The 784-nt window shown below is 71.8% G+C and carries 2 protein-coding genes; both read left to right on the top strand.

Annotated elements, in window-relative coordinates:
- Window positions 1–487: T9SS type A sorting domain-containing protein (locus NTW26_12025; protein ID MCX7022975.1), on the top strand; the 487-nt coding region annotated here is incomplete at its 5' end.
- Window positions 488–493: 6 nt separating this feature from the next.
- On the top strand, window positions 494–784 hold a 291-nt coding region (locus NTW26_12020), incomplete at its 3' end, for a class I SAM-dependent methyltransferase (protein MCX7022974.1).

Below are 784 nucleotides of genomic sequence, written 5' to 3'. Positions count from 1 at the left end.
GGCCCGGGGACGGGTTTCCGGCGAGAAGCCCGACCCCTGGGAGCCGCTCCACCCGGAACTGATAGGCGGCCTGGAGGGAAGCTACCTGGACCGCGAGCCGCCGTCGGGCCGGGTGCGCTACCTGGTTGAGGCCGAGACGGCGGACGGCGGCCGGGTGCGCTTCGACCCCATCGAGGTCTACGTGGGCGAAGGCGAGGGCGCCCTTCCCCGGAAGATAGAGAGCTCGCTGGACCTCCCGTGGCCCTCGCCCGCCGACGACCGGATAGACTTCGACGTGGTCATCTCCAGGCCCGACGCCGGACGGCCCGTAACGGTGAACGTTTACGATCTGGCCGGGCGCCGGGTGATCGTCGTCTTCACCGGGGAGCTGACCGAGGGGAGCCACCGGGTGACGGCCGACACCGCGCGGCTCGCGCCGGGTGTGTACGTCCTGCGCCTGGATACGGCGACCGCCGCGCTGAACCGACGCTTCGCCGTGGTGCGGTGAGCCGGTATGTCCGGACGCTACTACACCCAGAAGCTGTCGGCGGAGAGGCTCCGGCGGTGCTACGAGCTGGCCCCGCCCCGGGTGAAGCGCTACCTCGAGGCCGAAATCGGGCACGTCCTGAGCCGCATCGGGCCGGGCGATACGGTGCTCGAGCTGGGCTGCGGCTACGGGAGGATTCTGCGCCGAATCGCCGGTCGGGCGCGCCGCGCGGTGGGGATAGACACATCCCCGGAAAGCCTCCGCCTGGCGGGGGGGCCGAACATCGGCCTGGCCCGCATGGACGCCGCCGAACTCGGT

It is taken from the genome of bacterium (assembly GCA_026398675.1).
GTDB lineage: Bacteria > RBG-13-66-14 > RBG-13-66-14 > RBG-13-66-14 > RBG-13-66-14 > RBG-13-66-14.
The sequence above is the reverse complement of the archived record's forward strand: the minus strand, read 5'-3'. Positions and strand labels throughout refer to the sequence as shown.